Origin of the sequence: Amycolatopsis pithecellobii (genome assembly GCF_009707865.1) — a bacterium.
Taxonomy (GTDB): domain Bacteria; phylum Actinomycetota; class Actinomycetes; order Mycobacteriales; family Pseudonocardiaceae; genus Amycolatopsis_E; species Amycolatopsis_E pithecellobii.
The window spans coordinates 44,747-60,228 of the sequence record NZ_WMBA01000029.1 but is presented as its reverse complement, the minus strand read 5'-3'; the positions used below and the strand labels follow the sequence as shown (position 1 = coordinate 60,228).

The following is a 15,482-nucleotide window of genomic DNA, read 5'->3' as shown; positions in this document are numbered from 1 at the left end:
ATCACCGCCTCCCGTTGTGCCCATTTGGCAGGACGTGCTAAATGTCGAGCACGATGAGGTCGTCGTCGACGGCACGGACCACACAGGGAAAACAGACGTCATCGGCACGAGTCAGGCCGACGAGACTATCCCCGTGGTCGGTCCGCCCGGCGATCAGGGGAGTTTCACATGTTCCGCAGATACCAGCTCGACAGGACCACGGTATGTCGACTCCCCGCTCCTCGAGGACATCCAGGACGCTCACGCCGGCAGGAACCCTGATTCTACCGCCGGATCGGCTGAGCTCGACCTCGAAACTCCCGCCTAACTCGGGAGTGGCCGCAAAACGCTCGGAAAGGACTCGCAGGTCGTCTCGGCCCGAGAAATCGCTGGAGACCGACTCGATCAGCCCGGCCGGTCCGCAGCAGTAGAGGGTGGTCGACGTCCCTCCGATCCACTCGCTCACCAAGGCGGGAATGTTCGGCCTTCCGTATAGCGTCGTCTCCCATATGGTCACCCTCTCTCGAACACTCCGAAGGTGATCAAGGAAAGCCATTTCCTGGCGGGACGAGCCGATGTACAGCAGATGCCAGGATGACTCTCGCTCGGCAAGCTCAAGAGTCATAGCGAGTATCGGGGTTATTCCTACACCGCCGGCGAGCAGAATATGGTTGTCACTGGTTGGATCGATTCCAAACGTGTTCGACGGTGGGCTGGCCTCCAGGGAGGTGCCGACCGCGGCATTTTCGTGTAACCACCGGGCGGCTCCGCCCTCTCGATTCCGCACACCTAGCCGCCAACGATCATCGGCCGGGCGACCGCACAGCGACAAGGAGCAGGAACCGGCAGGGGTATGAATCGTGACATGACTACCGGGCGTCCAACCCGGCAATGCAAGATCGGAATCCGCGCCCACGTCGAGAGCCAGCACGTGACGTGCCGCGGTCCAGGTCGCTGTCACAACTACGGGAAAGCTTGCCTGTGGCAAAGAAGCCTCCTTGTCGAGAGGGAGTGATTGACTAGCAGCTTCTCTAGAGCTTAAACTCTAGAGCCTGGTGCATCAAGCAGTTCCCACCACGCTCATCTTGTACCAGGTGTGCGTTCTGAGCGCGGAATACGCAAACCACGGATAGGGGTGCGCAAGTGACGACAACTCAGGAAAATCAAGCCCGCGATACGGCTCCGCAGCGCCGACTCAGGGGAAGGGAAATACCGGCGGAAGGCGACGGAGGCGTTTTCAGCGAGACCTGGTTTCCGGTCTGTCTGAGTTCCGACGTCCCGGAGCGAGGCGTGCACGGCTGCGATTTCCTCGATGGACGCGTGATCGTTTCGCGCGATCGACACGGAGAAATTCGTGTGTTCAGTGCGTACTGTCTGCACGTGGGAGCGGACCTGTCGATCGGGCAGGTCACCGACTCGGGCAACATCCGGTGTGCGTTCCATGGCTGGGAGTACGACGGTGGAAGCGGGCAGTGTGCGTATCTCCCGTCAGGTGACCCGGTCCCGCCTCGTGCTTCGCTCTACCGGTTCCCGGCCGTGGAACGGTACGGCATCGTTTTTGCCTTCAACGGCTTGGAGCCGCGCTTCTCGATTCCGGACTTCGATCGCCCGGATGATTCCCTGGTTCTGAGGTCGGGAACTTTCCCCGATCGGTTCTCCGTCGACCCTTGGGTCATCTGCGCGAACACTCCTGATCTGCTGCACATCACTGAGCTACATCAGTTCGACATGCGCAACGATCCGTACGAAGATGTCACCTGGCAAGATTACTCGGCCACCTTCCCCATCCATGCAGTAACTCCGGCCGGGCCGGTTCTCGATATTCGTCCGGAGATCCACGGAACGAACTTGTTCCATCAGAACGGAACGGTCGATGGTCGCTGGTTTGGGTGGTCCAGTTGGATGGGGATTCCGACTCCCGGCCAGACTACCGTGTTCTACACGATTTGCGCGCAGCCCGAGCCCCGAGAGACGGCGGAGCAAACCGGCGAATTCCTCGACTACGTGCTGAACTTGGAGATGTCGATCGCCAGCGAGGACGTGCCGATTTTCGCCGGTATGCATTACACTCCGGGAAACCTTACTCGCGGTGATCGAGTGCTTGCTCGCTTCTTCGAGTACCTGCGAACTTTTCCGCGGTCGCATCCCTCTGCCGATTTCCTGAAGTAATCCCGATTTGCCATGGCAACCTACGTTCTTGTGCACGGCTCCTGGGGTGGAAGCTGGGTCTGGCGTCCACTCGTCGACGAGCTGGAGCGGTCCGGACACACGGTCCACTCCCACTCTTACCGGTCTTGGACGGGACGCTCCCCACCTTCGCCCGAACATCGCGCTCGAAGAGCACATCGACGTCGTCGCCGATTGCGTATCGGCCGCCGGCGACGAGGTAATCCTCGTAGGACACAGCTACGGAACGATACCGGCGTGCGGGGCGGCGGCGACATCTGGCGCCGGCCCGTCGGTGCGTCGGCTCGTCTTTCTCGATGGCTTCATCCCGACGCCGGGTCGTTCCGTTTTCGACGATCGCCCGGACGTTGAGGGAATACTTGAAGGACTGGCCGCGTCCCACGATGGTCTGTACGCCGAGCCGGCACCCCCGGCAGCGTACGGAATCGACGACGACGAAGTAGCGAACTGGCTTCAGGAGTCTTCTACCCTGATGCCCATGTCGGTCCTCCGCCAACCGTTTCCCACTGACTTGAAGGCAGTTGACGAGCTCGGTGGCGTCAACATCAACTACATCCGTTTCACGGGAACAGATCTCTTCATGTCAGCCAAGGAGGTAGCCATCGGGAAAGGATGGCGTTTCAGCGAGATCGAGGGAAACCACTTCGCATTTGTGACGCGTCCTGTCGAGGTCGCCGCCGAGATCTCGTTCGATGTCAGGTGACCGTCGTCACATCGAGGAATGATCCAGACCGCGTGGCCGTTTCCGCCGGGCATGTCGGATTTCAACAAGTCAATCATCGCCGAGTTCCGGGACAACGAAGGCAAGGTCGGGGGGACGTTCGCCGGGGAGACCCTGCTTCTGTTGCACACCACCGGCGCCCACAGCGGCAAGGCGTACGTCACGCCCCTCATCTGCCTGCCTGACGGGGAGCGGCAGCTCATCTTCGCCTCCAATGCGGGCGGGGACACCCACCCGGCTTGGTACCACAATCTCAAGGCCAACCCCGACACGACGATCGAGATCGGCGTCGAGAAGGTCCAGGTTCGCGCCACCGAAGCGCAGGGGGACGAACGGGACCGCTTGTGGGGCCGCCTGGTCGAGCACAACCCCGTCTTCGGCGAGTATCAGAAGAAGACCAGCCGGGTCATCCCGGTGTTCGTGCTCGAACCGGTCCGGTGAGCAAACGCGTATCAGGTACGTTTGTATCTGATACGCGTGTACTGGAAGGCGGAGCCGTGAGTGATGCACGCACGCTGACCGCCCGTGGGGCGGCCCGGCGCACCGTGCTGTTGGACGCGGCCATCGCCGTCGTCGCCGAGGCCGGGTCCGCCCGCCTGACGCACCGCACCGTGGCCTCGACCGCCAAGGTGTCCCTGGCCTCGGTGACGTACCACTTCTCCTCCATCGACGACCTCCGCCGGTCGATGTTCGAGCGGGCATTGCAGATCGTCGACGATCAGCTCACCGAGACGGCCGCGACAGGCACTCCCGACGAACTCCCGAGGCTCGCCGCCGACTACGTCATCGCGCTCGTCGAGCAGCGCCGCGCCGCCGTCGTGGCCATGCAGGAAATGATCGTCGCGGCCATCCACGACCCCGCCCTGCAATCGACCTACCACGCCTTTCACCACCGGCTCGCCGAGTTGCTGTCGCCATGCGTCGGCGGATACCGCCGCGGCCTCGCCGTGGCGGCCACTCTCGAAGGGCTCATCCTCACCGCCCTCACCTATCCCGGGCCGGACGCCGAAGATCTTCGACAACTCCACGCGGCCGTCCTTGATCTGATCAACCGCCTGCGCGTCGAACCGCCTCGCTGAGCGCCGGCCGTCCCTTCGTTCGTGAACTGCCGTCCTTGAAACTGTACATATGTACCTGGTACATATGTACTGAAAGATCCGCGAGCGAAGGACACTTCCTTGACTTCCACCCTTCTGGACGGCTTCGACCTGCGTGGCCTGCCGCTTCCGAACCGCGTCGTGATGGCACCGATGACCCGTGCCCGCGCGCTGACCGAGGTCCCCGACGACCTGACGGTCCGCTACTACGAGCAGCGGGCCAGCGCGGGCCTGATCGTCACCGAGGGCGCACCGATCTCCCAGGAAGGCACCGGCTACCTGTTCACGCCGGGCCTCTACACAGACGAGCAGGTGGCCGGCTGGCGTCGCGTCACCGACGCCGTCCGTCGCCGCGACGGGCGCATCTTCGCCCAGCTCTGGCACGTCGGCCGCGCGTCGCACGTATCCCTGCAAGCGGACGGCGCGCCACCGGTCAGCGCCAGCGCGAAGGCCTCCGGCGACACGGCCTTCGCCTACCAGGAAGACGGCACCCCGGGCCGCGTCGTGGCCTCCACACCTCGCGCACTGCGCGCCGATGAAATCCCGCGCGTGGCGGCCGATTTCGCCGCAGCGGCGGTGAATGCGAACGCCGCAGGCTTCCACGGCGTCGAGTTGCACGCGGCCACCCAGTACCTCTTCGAGACGTTCCTCAACGCCGAGGTCAACGACCGCACGGACCGGTACGGCGGGGGCAACGTCGCGGACCGCATCCGGTTCACCCTCGAGGTCGTCGATGCCGTGGTCGAGCAGCTCGGCGCCGATCGGGTCGGGATCCGGCTGTCACCGTTCAGCACGGTGGGCAGCATGCCCGTCGACCCCAAGCAGGAGGAGACTTATCTCGCGTTGAGCCGTGAGCTCGCGGCCCGCGATCTGGCCTACGTCCACTACATCGATACGTCCATTTTCCTTCCCGAGGACGACGGTGGCGCGCTGACGCGACAGGTCCGCGCGTTGCTGCACGCGGTGCGTCAAGAACTGGGCGACACTCCGCTCGTACTGGCCGGAGGCCTGACGCAGGAGAGCGCCACCGAGCTGATCGACAGCGGACTGATCGACCTCGCGGCGTTCGGGCGGCCGTACATCAGCAACCCCGATCTGGTCGAGCGGTTCCACGGCGGGGTCCCGCTGGCGACCCCGGATCCGGCCACGTTCTTCGGTGGTGACGCGACCGGATACGTCGACTATCCGGTGGCCACCGAAGCGGTCCCGGTGGGCTCAAAGTGAGTCTCGTCAGGCGGGACGACCACCGACGGCGACCGGGTGCCGCGGTGTTGACTCCGCACATGGCCGACACACACGTGGAACTCCCCCCGGCGAGCAACTCCCGCGACCAGACCGAGAAGATTCTCGCCGCCGGTACGACCGACGGTGTCGAGATCGCGGGAATGCCGGTCGTCCTGCTCACCATCAAGGGCGCGAAGTCCGGCAAGCTGCGTTACGTGCCGCTGATGCGGGTCGAGCACGACGGTCGGTACGCCATCGTCGCCTCGAAGGGCGGCGCCCCGCAGCACCCCGTCTGGTACGGCAACGTCAAGGCCAATCCCGAATTGACGCTGCAGGACGGAGCCGTCACGAAGAAGTTCGTCGCGCGTGAACTCGAAGGCCAAGAGCGCGACGAATGGTGGGACCGTGCCGTTGCCGCCTTCCCGCTTTACGCGGAGTACCAAACCAAAACCGACCGGCTCATTCCTGTCTTCGTTCTGGAGCCGGTGGCCTGAGATTCACCTCGCTCTCGATGAGGAGACCGACATGTCACAGTGGATCGATGACTACTACGCCGATGTGGACGCCGGCAATCTGGACGGCTTCCTGAACCGGCACGCCCCCGACGCGAGCGTGGTCTTCGGGAACAACCCGCCCGCGGTCGGCAGGGCGGCGATCAGGGCGGCGATCGGCGGACTCTTCGCCGCGGTTTCGCTTATGCGGCACGAAAAGCACAACGTGTGGCCGGTCGGCGACGGTAAGAGTGCGGTCGTCGAGCTGTCGGTGTTGTACCGGACGCACGGCGGTGCCGAGGTGCGGTTGGCGTCGGTCGCACTGCTGGACCGTGACGACGCGGGGCTGGTCACGTCCCTGCGGGTGTTCACGGATCTGGCGCCCCTGTACACCGTGATCGAAGCGGAGAAAGCGAGTCAGACGCACACCTGGGACCCGCACGCCGAGCTGCACTCGCTGGAGACGTCGGCGCATGGTGACATGGCCGCCCCCTATGCCGAGCTGTTGGGCCGGTGCCCGGTCGCCCGGATCCGGGTGGACGGTTCGAAGGTGAACTGGTGGGGCGCGTTCAGCCACGCCGAGATGGTCGAGGCGGCCAGGGCGCACCAGACCCTGAGCAGCACCACGCCTTCGTCCGGGCCGGCGATCATCCCGCTGCAGGCGGACCCGCCGCTGCACGGCAAATATCGCAAGGCGCTCAACCCGCATTTCACCCGCGAGATGATCGACCGGCTGGAGCCCGATATCCGGCGCTACGCCCGCGAGATGATCTCCGATCTCGTTTCCCGGGGAAGCGCCGATCTCGCCCAGGATTTCGCCTTCCCGTTCCCGACCCGGGTGCTGTGCCGCTTTCTCGGGGTGCCCGATGACCAGTGGACCTTCCACCACGAGTTCATCGCCGACGTGGACCGCTCGACCGGCCACGGGCTCAACGACCCGGACGACCCGGTCCCGGACCGCCTCTTCGCGACCATCCTGCCGCGTTTGCGGGAGCTGATCGAGGATCACCGGCGCAACCCACGCGAGGATGTGGTCAGCGGGATTCTCGCCGGGGACTTCGAGGAACCCGAAATACTCAACCTGATCCTCACCATCATGTTCGCCGGCCACATCACCACGACCAGCGGCCTCGGCAACACCCTGCTCCGGCTTGCCCGAGACACCGAGCTGCAGGATTATCTCCGGGCCAACTCGCACCGGATCCCCGATGCGATCGAGGAAAGCCTGCGGATCGACACCCCGCAACAGGCGATGCCACGCAAGGCGCTGGTGGACGTCGAACTGGGTGGCGAGACGATCCGGGCGGGCGAGCTCATCCTGCTGAACTTCGCCTCGGCGAACCTGGACCCCAAGGTGTGGCCGGACGCCGGCCGCTTCGATCTCGACCGGGCCGATAAACGGCATGTCGCGTTCGGCCGTGGTCTGCACCAGTGTATCGGGCAGAACCTGGCGCGGCTGGAGCTGCGTATCGCGCTGGAGGAAATCCTTGCGGCGACGAGCAGTTTCTCCATTTCGGGCGACATCGCCCGGCGGACCTGGCCGCTGCTGTGCGTGAACCACCTGCCGACGTCGCTGCAGCCGGTAGCGGCCTCGGCAGTGCGATGACGATCATGCTCCGAGTGGAGGCCCGCAGGCACGCCGCTTCGGGCGTGCTGGAACTCGAGCTGGCCTCGCCCGACGGAACACTCCTGCCCGCATGGGAACCGGGCGCGCATATCGACGTGCGGGTGGGCGACGGCGAGTACCGGCAGTACTCGCTGTGCGGCCCGCCAGGGTCGCGGCAGGCCTGGCGGATCGCGGTGCTGCGTGAGCCGGACGGCCGAGGCGGATCGCAGTGGCTGCACGACGCGGTCAACACCGGTGACACCCTCGAAATTCGCGGCCCGCGCAACCATTTCCGGCTCGAAACGGCCCCGCGGTATCTGTTCATCGCAGGCGGTATCGGGATCACCCCGATCCTCCCGATGCTGGCGGCGGCGGAATCGGCCGGGGCTGGGTGGAACCTCGTCTACGGGGGCCGTAGCCGCGAAACCATGGCCTTCCGGGACGAACTCGCCCGCTACGGCGACCGGGTCCAGATCCGCCCGCAGGACGAGTCGGGGCTGCTGGAGCTGGAGCCTCTGTTGCGCGGTATATCCCCGGAAACCCGGGTGTACTGCTGCGGACCGGAGGCATTGCTGGACGCGGTCGAGCGGCTCGCCGAGGAGTTCGAGGTCGGCTCGCTGCATACCGAGCGGTTCCGGCCGCAGCCACTCGAGGACGCTCGGCCCGCGGGCGCATTCGAGGTGGAGCTGGCGAGCACCGGCACAGTCCTCGAAGTGCCGGCTGAGCGGAGCGTGCTGTCGGTGGTCGAGGCGGCCGGCGTCGACGTGCTCAGCTCATGCGCCGAGGGAACGTGCGGGACGTGCGAAACGCGGGTCCTCGCCGGGGAGATCGACCACCGCGACTCCATATTGGACGAAGGTCAGCGTGCCGGCGGGGACCGGATGATGATCTGTGTGTCGCGGTGTCTCGGCGCGCGGCTTGTGCTCGATCTCTGAGTCTCACTCAGCAAGACGATCTCAGGAAACGGTGCCGGAGCTTCTAATACCGTTCTGGATAACGTCACCGAACGAAGGAGTTCGAGATGCCACGAGAATTTGTTGTCCGTGACGCCGAGTCGGAATGGCAGGACACCGCCGACGGGGTGTGGCACAAAGTTCTTTCCGTTGACGAGCGAACCGGTGGGTTTTCGATGATGACGAGGATGGCACCGGGTGCCGTCTTTCCCAGTCACCGACACCAGGGTGCGATCCACTACTACGTCGTCTATGGCGAGGTCGAGGTCCAGGGGCAGCCTGCCAGGACAGGCGACTTCGGATTCGAGCAGGCCGGAGCCATCCACGACAGCACCATCACGCCCATCGAAACGGTCTGTTTCAACCATTACTTCGGTGCGCTGGAACTGCTCGACGAAAAGGGCGAAGTCGTGTCGGTCATCGACTGGAAATGGGCGAAGGACCAGGCAGAAAAGGCCGGCCGGCTGCCGTCGGTGACGGTGGAGCCGCCACCCGTGGCGACGAATGCCGGCTGAAATGGCGCGCGCCTACCTGGTCTTCAAGGTCGACGTGCACGACAAGGAACGATTCGAGGAATACCGCGCCAAGGCTGCGTCGTCACTCGAGCACTTCGGGGTCGAGGTGGTCGCCGCGAGCGACCCGGCGATGCAGGTGGAAGGCCAGGTCGGACCACGCCGGACCGTGATACTGGGCTTCGATTCTCTCGACGCCGCAAGGGCGTGGCACGGTTCGGAGCAGTACGCCGACGCGCTGAACCTCCGCAAGGAGATCGCGCGGTCCGATGTGGTTCTCGTCGAAGGACGGGAGCGGCCCGAGGATCTCACGCGGGCCTTGGTGACCGATGTCCTGACGGCACGTGAGCAGCAGGACGCGGGCTTGTTGCGCAACCTTCTGCACGAGCGTGTCACCTATGAACGACCGAAGAGTTTCGGACCGGAACCAGTGACCGGTGCCCGTGCCGTCGCCGCCGCGCTGGCCGGCGGCGCGGCCGGGCAGCACCTACTGGTCGAGTCCATCCACCGGGAAACCCATGCCCTGCTGGTGGATGGGAAACGAGCGATCGTCCTGCAGACGATGTCTGCGGTGACCAGGTCAGGCGACCCGTTCACCAACGAATACGCCTGGTTTTACGTCCGTGACGGCGAGCGCATCACTTTCGTGAAGGAGTACGCCGACTCCTTTCTCGCCGCACGAGCGTTCGGTCTCGCCGACTAGGGCCGCATACGGCGATGTGATCGCCGACCTCAACGTAGAGGACTGTACCAATGCTCAGACGTATCCGAGGCCGGGGTGTATTCCTGGCCGCATTGGCGGGAGCCTGCTTGCTCGCCGCGTGCTCGACCACCTCGGCCAACACCGGAGAGCAGCACTCGATCGACGTCGGTGCGGGTGATCCGGTCTCCGTATCCGGCTCGCCGCGAATCGCCGTGTTCCTGGCCGGTGCCAACAACACCCTCGGCCAGGTGACGGTCGACGAGTCCAAAAAGGTCGGTGCGGAGCAGCACATCGACGTCACGGTCTTCGACGCCCGGTATGACTCCCAGGTCCAGTACGACCAGATCCAGTCGGCCATCACGAGCGGCAGGTACAACGCATTCGTCGTGGTCGCGATGGACCCGAACGGAGTCTGCGACCTGGTGTCCAAGGACGCACCGGCCGGCGGGGTCGTGACCGTCACGGAGGCGGTTCCGTTGTGTGGCCGCGCTTTCGGTCCGCCTGACCAGCTGTACCAGCCCGGCACGCTGTCGTTTGTCAGCGGGCAGAGCGACTCCGCCAACTTCGTCCGGTGGGCCGGTGAGATCCGGAAGCGAAACCCGGGACCGCAGAAGGCGCTTTTCGTGACAGGACCGGAAATTCTCCCGTCCAGTGTGAACTCGAGCAAGCCGTTCCAGGCGTTCGCGGCGCAGGACCCCTCGTTCAAGGTGATCGTCAGTCATGGGGATTACACGCAACAGTCGGGTCAGGACCAGACCGCAAACTTGCTCACTGCGAATCCCGACGCGACGCTCATCGTCACCGACTACACCGACCTGACCAAGGGTGCCGTGCAGGCGTTGAAGGATGCCGGCCGGACCGGCGTCAAGGTCTACGACTACGGCGGCGGTCAGGATGCCGTGCAGCTGATCAAGAGTGGTGACGTCGAACTGACCGCGGCGATCCTGCCTGCCTCGTGGATCCGGACGTCCATCGGGCAGATCGTCAACGCCTTCGCCGGTAAGCCGGTCGATCGCATTGTGCCGCTCGGAGCCAACGAGCCCTTCATTACGCGGGACAACGTCAGCACCTTCAAGCCGGAGTACTAGGGAGCGTGTTGATGTGGTTTGCCTGGCGGCCCCGCGCGAGTTGACCTTTCCCGCTGCGCGAGTTGCGCGTTCCCGCCGCACGCAACGCTCAACTCGCGCGCTCCCAACGCTCAACTCGCGCGACAGAACCTAGGCGCGTGGCGAACCGAACGGAGGACGCCGTAATGCAGACAGCAGGGGTGAGCGTAAGCGGTTCGGCCGCGGCCGGGACGGTTCCGGGCGAGCCGGCGGCGCTGAGGTTGGTCAATCTGACCCAATGGTTCGGCAACACCCAGGCCCTTTCCGATATCAACTTGGCGGTGCGACCGGGCACGATCCATGCCTTCGTGGGAGAAAACGGGGCGGGGAAATCCACCTGCCTCGGCGTGATCGCCGGCCGCGTCACGCCGACCGCGGGCCGCGTCGAGGTGTTCGGCGAACGCCTGCCCACCGGTCCCCGCGCCGCCGGCCGCCTCGGTATCGCCGCCATCTACCAGGAACTGACCATCGTGCCGGCGCTGACAACGCAGGCCAACATGTTCCTCGGAAACCCGTTGGCACGCCGAGGTTTTCTGAGCGAGTCCGCGATGCGGACCCGGCTAGCGAAGGCGAGTGCCCGGCTCGGGCACATCCCGCCGGACGTGGCCGCCGGCGCGCTCTCGGTCGCCGATCAGCAGCTCATCGAGATCATGCGGGCGCTGGAGGCGAACCCTCGTGTCCTCCTGTTCGACGAGCCCACCGCGTCGCTGGCCAAGTCCGAACGGGATCGGCTGTTCGCGATCATGCGGGACCTGCGGGCCGGGGGCGTCACGATGGTTTTCGTCAGCCACAACCTCGAAGAGGTGCTGGCGATCAGCGACGCCATCTCGGTTTTCCGGGACGGCCGGCTGATCACCACGTTCACCGGGCCCGACACGACGAAGGCCGAACTGGTGACGGCGATGCTCGGCGAGGGCGCGGAAAACCTCCTGACACCAGGTGAAAACCGGGCCGCGGACAGTGATGCGTCGGTCCGGCGCGAGGAGGTTCTCCGCGTGGAGAACCTGTCCGTGCCCGGTGCGGTCAGCGGTGTGTCGTTCACTTTGGGCGCCGGTGAGGCACTCGGTATCGCCGGGCTGGTCGGCGCCGGCCGGACCACAGTGCTGCGAGCGCTGACCGGGCTGGAACCCAAGGCGAACGGGAAGTTGTGGATCAGGGGAGCCGAGAAATCCTGGCCACGCACGCCGGCGCAAGCACGCGCGCTCGGCATCGGGCTGGTGCCGGAGGACCGGAAATCACAGGGCCTCGTGCTGCGCCGCTCGGCGGTGGACAACATTTGCCTCGCCGATGTGGGCCAGGGAGCGAAGCTCGGGTTCCTCCGGAATCGCTACACCGCCGATCGGGCTTATGCGGCCGCGAAACCGGTCGGCTTCGCGGCCGAGAAGATGGCGGCGCTCGCAGGCAACCTTTCCGGCGGGAACCAGCAGAAGCTCCTGCTGGCCCGCTGGCGGTACGTCCGCCCGCTCATCCTGCTGGCCGACGAACCGACGCGTGGCATCGATATCGGTGCCAAGGGCGACATCCTGACGGCGTTGCGAGAGCTCGCCGAGCAGGGCATGTCGATGGTGATCGTCTCGTCCGAGTTCGAAGAAATCACCGAACTCTGTGATCGCGCGATCGTGCTCAACAAAGGAAACATCGTGGCTCGCATCGACTCACGTGCTGACCTGCGACCCGAGACCTTGCTCAAGGAATCATTCAACGCGGAGCCGATGTCGTGACGATTACCAGTATTGAACCTCCTCGCGGCGCCACCGGACGTGGCCGGTCGAGCGTCCTCGATTTCGCGCTGCGCTACGCCATGGTCGTCGTGCTGATCGCGGTCGTGATCGGCGCGCAGGTCGCCTACGACAAGTTCCTCACCTGGGACAATATCCGGAACCTGTTGTCGCAGAACGCACCGCTGGCGATCGTCGCGGTGGGGATGACGATCGTCATCCTGTCAGGGGCCTTCGATCTGTCGGTCGGATCGGTGCTTGCGGCCGGCTCGACGGTGTATGCGATGTACGCCAAGGAGGGGCACAGCCTGTGGCTCGCCGCGCTCATCGCCATCCTCGTCGGCTGTGTTTGCGGTGTCCTGAACGGCGTTGTGGTCACGAAGTTGAAGGTCACCCCCTTCATCACGACACTTGCGTCCGCCGCCATCGTGACCGGGCTGACTTACGTGTGGTCCGACTCGCGGCCGATCACCGTGCGGGTGCCCGGCTTCGGTGACCTGGCACGCAAGACCTTTTTGGACGTGTCCTGGAGCGTCTGGCTCACGGTGGGCATTTTCGTCGTCGGCGGCGTGCTGGTGGGCCGAACCGTGTTCGGTCGCTACATCTACGCCGTCGGTGGCAACCTCGAAGCGGCCCGGCTCGCGGGTATCCCGACCGACCGGATCCGGCTGGCGGCCTTCGTCGCGGTATCGGTCTCCGCGGCGATCGGCGGCATCGTCCTCGCGTCACGGCTCGGCGTTGGCAGCGCGGACCAAGGCGCGAACGTCACGCTCGATTCGATCGCGATCGTCGTCATCGGCGGCACGTCCTTGTTCGGCGGCGAGGGAGCGGTCTGGCGCACGGCCGTGGGGCTGCTGATCCTGGCCACGCTGAACAACCTGCTTTCCTCGCTGGCACTGGAATCCGCCGTGCAGAACGTGGTCAAGGGATCGGTCCTGCTGCTCGCGGTCATCCTCGACTCCTATACCCGGCGCCGGCGCGCGCTGTGAACGAACTTGATCCACAAAGGAGGGACACAATGGACGGAGGACGGTTCCGCGGCCGGGTAGCACTCGTCACCGGTGCGGCACGTGGTCAGGGAAGGACGCACGCGGTCAGCCTTGCCAGGGAAGGCGCGGCGGTCGTCGCGCTCGACCTCTGTGAACAGTCGACACGATGTGCCGTGCCGACCGCGAGCAAGGAGGATCTCGACGAGACCGTCCGTCTCGTTCGTGACGCCGGCGGCGAGATCCTGCCGGTGGTCGCGGATGTGCGTGACTTCGCGCAGTTGCGGGCGGCGGTGGACGAGGCTACGCAACGCTGGCGCGCACCGGATATCGTCGTCGCGAACGCCGGTATCTACAGTGGATTCCGGCCGTTCTGGGAGCTCGACCAAGCCGATTTCGCCGATGTGCTCAACATCAACGTGCTCGGCGTGTGGAACACGGTCCGCGCGGCGGTGCCCGGGATGATCGAGCAGCGAGCCGGTGCGATCGTGCTCGTGAGCTCGATTCTCGGCCTCCGGGGCGCCAAGAACCTCGTCGACTACGCCGCCTCGAAGCACGGCGTGCTGGGCATGATGCGGACGATGGCGCTCGAACTCGCCGACTTCGATGTCCGGGTGAACTCGGTGCATCCGACGAACGTCGACACCGATCTGTTCAACAACGAGCCGACGCGGCGGCTGTTCGTCCCGCAACCCGCGGGCAAGGAAATCACGAGGGAGGAATTCGAAGCGGTCGCCAAGGAAATGCATCCGCTGGACGCCGGCTGGGTGGATCCACAGGATGTCACCTCGGCTGTGTTGTGGCTGCTGGACCCGGCGAACCGGTTCATCACCGGCTCCGCGATCGCCGTCGACGCCGGCTTGATGGTGAAGTAGGGATCCGCCGATGAATCACGTCGAGGAGCTGCGCTCGTTGTTGTCCGGCATCGCGGCGGCCGTGGACAAGCGAGATCAGGATGGCATCGCCGCCGCGTATCACCCGGACAGTAGGCACCGGCACGGAGATGTCGAACTCACCGGCGCCGACTTCGCGAAGTGGGCCGTCGAGTACCTGCGGGAATGCATTTCTTCGCGGCATGAGGTCAGTGACCACCGGTTCACCGTTGACGGCACGAAGGCGCGTGGGACCTCGAAGTTCGTCGCGACGGAACTGTGGCCGGGCAAGGACTCTTCGCTGCGGGAGCTGCGGACATATCGCGGGTCCTATTCGGACGAGTACGTGCTCGAGAACGGGAAGTGGCGGGTGCTGTCGAGACAGGTCGACATCACCTCGCAGCGCACCGAGAACACCAACCGGGGAGACATCTTGACGGAAGAAACGCGGTCGCTCTGGCTCGATCTGACGAACCTGGGATTCGAGCAGCGATTCTACGATGTCGGCGGCGTGCGAACCCGGACGCTCGAGGCCGGCAGCGGGCGGGTGAGCACGGTGCTGCTGCACGGATCCGGCGGACATGCGGAGACCTGGGTGCGCAATCTCGGTGCTCTCGCCGAGTATTCGCGGGTCATCGCGCTGGACATGATCGGGCACGGTTTCACCGACGCCCCGACAACGCTGGAATACACGACCGCCGAAGTCGTCGCGCATGTCGTCGACTTCATCCGTGTGGCGAAGCTCGGCCCGGTCAACGTGATCGGCGAGTCGTTCGGCGGACGGGTCGGGGCCTGGCTGGCGATGGACCATCCTGAGCTGGTGCGCAGTCTCGTCCTGAACACCACGGGCGGCCTACCGGTCGAAGGCGATCACCACCAGCAGGATGTCGGCGAGCTGCTGAAACGCAGCACGGCCGCGATCACCGATCCCACCCGGGCGAATGTGGAGGCGCGGGTGCGGTGGCTGTTCGCGGACCAGGATGCGGTCACTGACGAGCTGGTCAGGCTCCGGCAGGTGATCTACCAGCGACCAGAAGTGCAGGTGGCGCTGACCCGCCTGTTCAGCCGCCTGTTCGATCGCGACGACCTGGCCCGGTATGTGCTGACCCCGGATCGGATTCGGCGGATCAGCGCACCGACTCTCGTCGTATGGTCGGATTCCAATCCCTTGCACGGATTCGACGACGCCCAGCGGCATCTCAAGCACATCCCGGACGTGCGTTTCGAGCTCATCTCCGGTGCCGGTCACTGGCCGCATTACGAGCGACCCGAGGAGTTCAACCGGATAGTGACGGAATTCTTCGTCGAAGCGAAGGCAACGTTGTGA

Annotated in this window: 16 protein-coding genes; 15 read left to right on the top strand and 1 reads right to left on the bottom strand. The window is 65.1% G+C overall.

All coding sequences use genetic code 11. The features are described 5' to 3' along the window. Window positions 1-37 precede the first annotated feature (37 nt). The gene (locus GKO32_RS19165) at window positions 38-604 is read right to left on the bottom strand and encodes a flavin reductase family protein (protein WP_154758248.1); all 567 of its coding nucleotides are present in this window, start codon (window positions 602-604) and stop codon (window positions 38-40) included. 518 nt (window positions 605-1,122) lie between these two features. Here GKO32_RS19165 and GKO32_RS19160 point away from each other — a divergent pair. From GKO32_RS19160 to GKO32_RS19090, 15 genes are all read left to right on the top strand, one after another. Next, complete coding sequence (locus GKO32_RS19160) at window positions 1,123-2,148, top strand: aromatic ring-hydroxylating oxygenase subunit alpha (protein WP_154758247.1); 1,026 nt, start codon at window positions 1,123-1,125, stop codon at window positions 2,146-2,148. A 28-nt stretch (window positions 2,149-2,176) separates the two neighbouring features. Then, a complete protein-coding gene (locus tag GKO32_RS19155; protein ID WP_166459647.1) occupies window positions 2,177-2,869 on the top strand; it encodes an alpha/beta fold hydrolase in 693 nt (230 codons plus the stop codon). Between the two features lie 18 nt (window positions 2,870-2,887). Then, window positions 2,888-3,328, top strand: a complete 441-nt coding sequence (locus tag GKO32_RS19150; protein ID WP_246244086.1) for a nitroreductase family deazaflavin-dependent oxidoreductase — start codon at window positions 2,888-2,890, stop codon at window positions 3,326-3,328. Window positions 3,329-3,384: 56 nt separating this feature from the next. Further along, the gene (locus GKO32_RS19145; RefSeq protein ID WP_312868119.1) at window positions 3,385-3,966 is read left to right on the top strand and encodes a TetR/AcrR family transcriptional regulator; all 582 of its coding nucleotides are present in this window, start codon (window positions 3,385-3,387) and stop codon (window positions 3,964-3,966) included. A gap of 99 nt (window positions 3,967-4,065) precedes the next feature. Then, window positions 4,066-5,208: an alkene reductase gene (locus tag GKO32_RS19140; RefSeq protein WP_208024464.1), complete on the top strand. Its 1,143-nt coding sequence runs from the start codon at window positions 4,066-4,068 to the stop codon at window positions 5,206-5,208. A gap of 59 nt (window positions 5,209-5,267) precedes the next feature. Next, window positions 5,268-5,702 (top strand): nitroreductase family deazaflavin-dependent oxidoreductase, encoded by a 435-nt coding sequence (locus GKO32_RS19135; RefSeq protein ID WP_154758245.1) that lies wholly within the window; start codon window positions 5,268-5,270, stop codon window positions 5,700-5,702. Between the two features lie 31 nt (window positions 5,703-5,733). Further along, on the top strand, window positions 5,734-7,305 hold the full coding sequence (locus GKO32_RS19130; RefSeq protein ID WP_154758244.1) for a cytochrome P450: 1,572 nt from the start codon (window positions 5,734-5,736) through the stop codon (window positions 7,303-7,305). A gap of 5 nt (window positions 7,306-7,310) precedes the next feature. Then, window positions 7,311-8,240, top strand: a complete 930-nt coding sequence (locus GKO32_RS19125; protein ID WP_446680217.1) for a PDR/VanB family oxidoreductase — start codon at window positions 7,311-7,313, stop codon at window positions 8,238-8,240. Between the two features lie 86 nt (window positions 8,241-8,326). Further along, a complete protein-coding gene (locus tag GKO32_RS19120) occupies window positions 8,327-8,773 on the top strand; it encodes a cupin domain-containing protein (RefSeq protein ID WP_154758242.1) in 447 nt (148 codons plus the stop codon). Then, a complete protein-coding gene (locus tag GKO32_RS19115; RefSeq protein WP_154758241.1) occupies window positions 8,763-9,473 on the top strand; it encodes a DUF1330 domain-containing protein in 711 nt (236 codons plus the stop codon). The genes GKO32_RS19120 and GKO32_RS19115 overlap by 11 nt, the downstream gene beginning before the upstream one ends. A gap of 50 nt (window positions 9,474-9,523) precedes the next feature. After that, window positions 9,524-10,561: a sugar ABC transporter substrate-binding protein gene (locus GKO32_RS19110; protein WP_154758240.1), complete on the top strand. Its 1,038-nt coding sequence runs from the start codon at window positions 9,524-9,526 to the stop codon at window positions 10,559-10,561. A gap of 137 nt (window positions 10,562-10,698) precedes the next feature. Further along, window positions 10,699-12,300 (top strand): sugar ABC transporter ATP-binding protein, encoded by a 1,602-nt coding sequence (locus GKO32_RS19105; RefSeq protein WP_208024463.1) that lies wholly within the window; start codon window positions 10,699-10,701, stop codon window positions 12,298-12,300. After that, window positions 12,297-13,286 (top strand): ABC transporter permease, encoded by a 990-nt coding sequence (locus GKO32_RS19100; protein ID WP_208024462.1) that lies wholly within the window; start codon window positions 12,297-12,299, stop codon window positions 13,284-13,286. The genes GKO32_RS19105 and GKO32_RS19100 overlap by 4 nt, the downstream gene beginning before the upstream one ends. Window positions 13,287-13,315: 29 nt before the next feature. After that, entirely contained in the window at window positions 13,316-14,158 is an 843-nt protein-coding gene (locus GKO32_RS19095) for a mycofactocin-coupled SDR family oxidoreductase (protein WP_154758239.1), read from the top strand. 10 nt (window positions 14,159-14,168) lie between these two features. Then, window positions 14,169-15,482 (top strand): alpha/beta fold hydrolase, encoded by a 1,314-nt coding sequence (locus GKO32_RS19090; RefSeq protein WP_154758238.1) that lies wholly within the window; start codon window positions 14,169-14,171, stop codon window positions 15,480-15,482.

What these genes read in the sequence shown, in the direction of transcription:
- GKO32_RS19165 (WP_154758248.1), bottom strand. Translation starts at nt 604, where the DNA reads ATGACTCTTGAGCTTGCCGAGCGAGAGTCATCCTGGCATCTGCTGTAC.
- GKO32_RS19150 (WP_246244086.1), top strand. Translation starts at nt 2,888, where the DNA reads ATGATCCAGACCGCGTGGCCGTTTCCGCCGGGCATGTCGGATTTCAAC.
- GKO32_RS19135 (WP_154758245.1), top strand. Translation starts at nt 5,268, where the DNA reads ATGGCCGACACACACGTGGAACTCCCCCCGGCGAGCAACTCCCGCGAC.
- GKO32_RS19130 (WP_154758244.1), top strand. Translation starts at nt 5,734, where the DNA reads ATGTCACAGTGGATCGATGACTACTACGCCGATGTGGACGCCGGCAAT.
- GKO32_RS19125 (WP_446680217.1), top strand. Translation starts at nt 7,311, where the DNA reads ATGCTCCGAGTGGAGGCCCGCAGGCACGCCGCTTCGGGCGTGCTGGAA.
- GKO32_RS19120 (WP_154758242.1), top strand. Translation starts at nt 8,327, where the DNA reads ATGCCACGAGAATTTGTTGTCCGTGACGCCGAGTCGGAATGGCAGGAC.
- GKO32_RS19115 (WP_154758241.1), top strand. Translation starts at nt 8,763, where the DNA reads ATGCCGGCTGAAATGGCGCGCGCCTACCTGGTCTTCAAGGTCGACGTG.
- GKO32_RS19110 (WP_154758240.1), top strand. Translation starts at nt 9,524, where the DNA reads ATGCTCAGACGTATCCGAGGCCGGGGTGTATTCCTGGCCGCATTGGCG.
- GKO32_RS19095 (WP_154758239.1), top strand. Translation starts at nt 13,316, where the DNA reads ATGGACGGAGGACGGTTCCGCGGCCGGGTAGCACTCGTCACCGGTGCG.
- GKO32_RS19090 (WP_154758238.1), top strand. Translation starts at nt 14,169, where the DNA reads ATGAATCACGTCGAGGAGCTGCGCTCGTTGTTGTCCGGCATCGCGGCG.